Below are 2,324 nucleotides of genomic sequence, written 5' to 3'. Positions count from 1 at the left end.
TTCGGATATCCAGCACCAGAGTCAATGGCTGCGAACCTTCAAACAGCTTGCCCGGACTCAGAGCGTGGTGACCGTCGCCGGAAATGCTCAACCGGCTCACCAGATTTGCCTGTGAGAGTTCATCGGGGTGGGAAATAACAGTGACATCCTGATGTTCATCGCAGGTCCTGGTAACCAGAAGCTGCCGAACCTCATCGTCACTGGCGACAAAACGAAAATCGAAAGAACGAGGGGTATTTCGAGGCGAAGAATCCGTTGAGGATACCGTTCTCACTTTGGCAGACAAGGTTTTTTGAGTTAACGAAAGATTGAGTGTGGCATCAGAGACAGCTTCAATCTTTTCCGACAATGCCAGCTTTGCTTTCTTGGGTGGCGGACCACAGTATTGACTCTCAAAAGCAGGGCTTTTTATGTTCTCACCAATCCGACCATCCATAGTCATTCTCCTTTTCTACTGCTATCAGCATTCCTGTATTGAAGTTGTTTAGGAGTTTGACCTTAAAAAAGGATGAAAGTTCCGTTTTGATACTTAGTCGTGACCATCGAAGGAAATCACCGGTCACGAAAAACTTATCGTGACCAGACAATGATCAGATGTCCAATGACTCACAAAGCGAATTCAAATTCACGCTGTTGCAAAATTCTTCGGCAATTTTTGTCAGCTCATCGGATTTCAGCACCAGAGCGTTACTGGCGTTGAGTGCCTGCCGCAGGGAGTTAATCTTACCAGGCTCCTGAAACCAGGAAGAGCTATCAATTTTACGCATCATGGCATGCAGTTCTTCCGGTGAAGAGGGTTCATGAGAGCCGTAGCTCTTGAATGCGTCTATGGGCACTTTGGCCCAGCAATACGTTAAAGAGCCACCTTTCGAGTGCGTCATTTCATAGAGGTAATGGCTGAAGGCCTGCTGAATCACTTGCATGCACCTGACTTGTAAAAACATCACACGTTTTTTCTTCTCATCCGTCACATAAGGTGACGCTGGCATGGACTCGGCCCTGCTTGTGGCATCAAACCTTTTTCCCTTATCTTCTTTTTTGTCATATCGCTTATGAGGAGGCTTTGATGGGTCGTAACTTGCACTCCAACTGCGACTATACGGTGCTTGCAGAACACCATTGCCTTTATATCGCTGCACAGAACGTTGGTTAATTTTTTCCAATAAATGCCTGACCTCCGGGCTATTATCAACTTTTAGTCGATACAGGGCTATGGCCTTTTCTTTATATACTGTATCGTCCCAGCAAGGTTTCCCCAGGACAATCACCGGACGGTGGTTTGCCTTGCCCGAGTTTAACTGCGGAAATGCGGGAAGATGCGCCAGTATGCGCTCTATATCCGGAATGCCCTCAGGATCCTCTGTCCAGGCGGCCTGCACAGATGAGCAGAGAATATTCTTTTCAAGAAACGGTGAAAACCCATCATGACCATGAGTGACGAACAAGGCATCATCTTTCTTCTCTTGGATGCATTTATATTTCAGCAGCCATTCCTCGCTATTTTTTTCTCTGGACAATAATTGCTCATACCACTTTTTCAGACCTTGGGCGGCTTCAACCTTCAATTCATCGACATTTTCCAAACGCAACAATAGCCGATAATGTCGATTGGCCTGAATCATATAGAATTGATGCATCGGCTGAGGATCCAGCCAACCTGATTCCAGAACTTTTCGGGCAAACTCAATAACCAAAGGTCTGGCTAATTCACTGCCATTCAGTATATTCATCATTGAAAGCAACCACTTGTATGGACATGCTCCACCCTGTTCAATCATTTTTGAATGGAGTGACTGGAGTAGTTCAGTCACCTGATCTTTATCACTGTCAGACAATATTTGTTCGACTGCTTCCGACATCGGGCTGTAGGGATTCCCGGTAGCGTCATCACATACAGTACCGATCAATGCCTTCTCGTCCTTGCTCAATGCTTTTGTCTCAAGTGACTCCAGGATTGAGACACCCATGGAAAAATCAGTTAGATTTTTTTCCTTCCAAAGGTTTTTGACTATTTCGGAAATACTTGGACTGGTTCCTGACAATGCACCGCTTGTCTCAAGGGCTTTGTTCATTCCCTTCAGACTCATACTCCAGGCTTTAGCCAGGCTGAAACCACTTCCCTCCGCAGTGGCATGAAAGTCAGGTGTCGTTTCTTTTATCTCCCCGGGTGCCCCACCACAATCCACTGATTTCCAGGTTTGGCCGCCATCCCCTGAATACTCAGCAAAGCAATGGATAGGGTTACCTATTTGTCGACATGGAACCCCGAAATAACGACAAAAAGCAATAAAAACAGGCACACGATGACGGCAGCTACCTTGCCG

General features: G+C 46.4%; 2 protein-coding genes. Both read right to left on the bottom strand.

Translation table 11 applies throughout. The features are described from left to right. On the bottom strand, positions 1–436 hold a 436-nt coding region (locus KDK17_RS17325), incomplete at its 3' end, for a hypothetical protein (RefSeq protein ID WP_257288659.1). A 154-nt stretch (positions 437–590) separates the two neighbouring features. Continuing rightward, on the bottom strand, positions 591–2,324 hold a 1,734-nt coding region (locus KDK17_RS17320), incomplete at its 5' end, for a transglutaminase-like domain-containing protein (protein WP_257288658.1).

The sequence above is a fragment of the Endozoicomonas sp. SESOKO2 genome (assembly GCF_024606245.1).
Classification (GTDB): Bacteria; Pseudomonadota; Gammaproteobacteria; order Pseudomonadales; family Endozoicomonadaceae; genus Endozoicomonas_A.
Note: the sequence above shows the minus strand (reverse complement) of the source record. Positions and strands in the feature narration are given on the sequence as shown.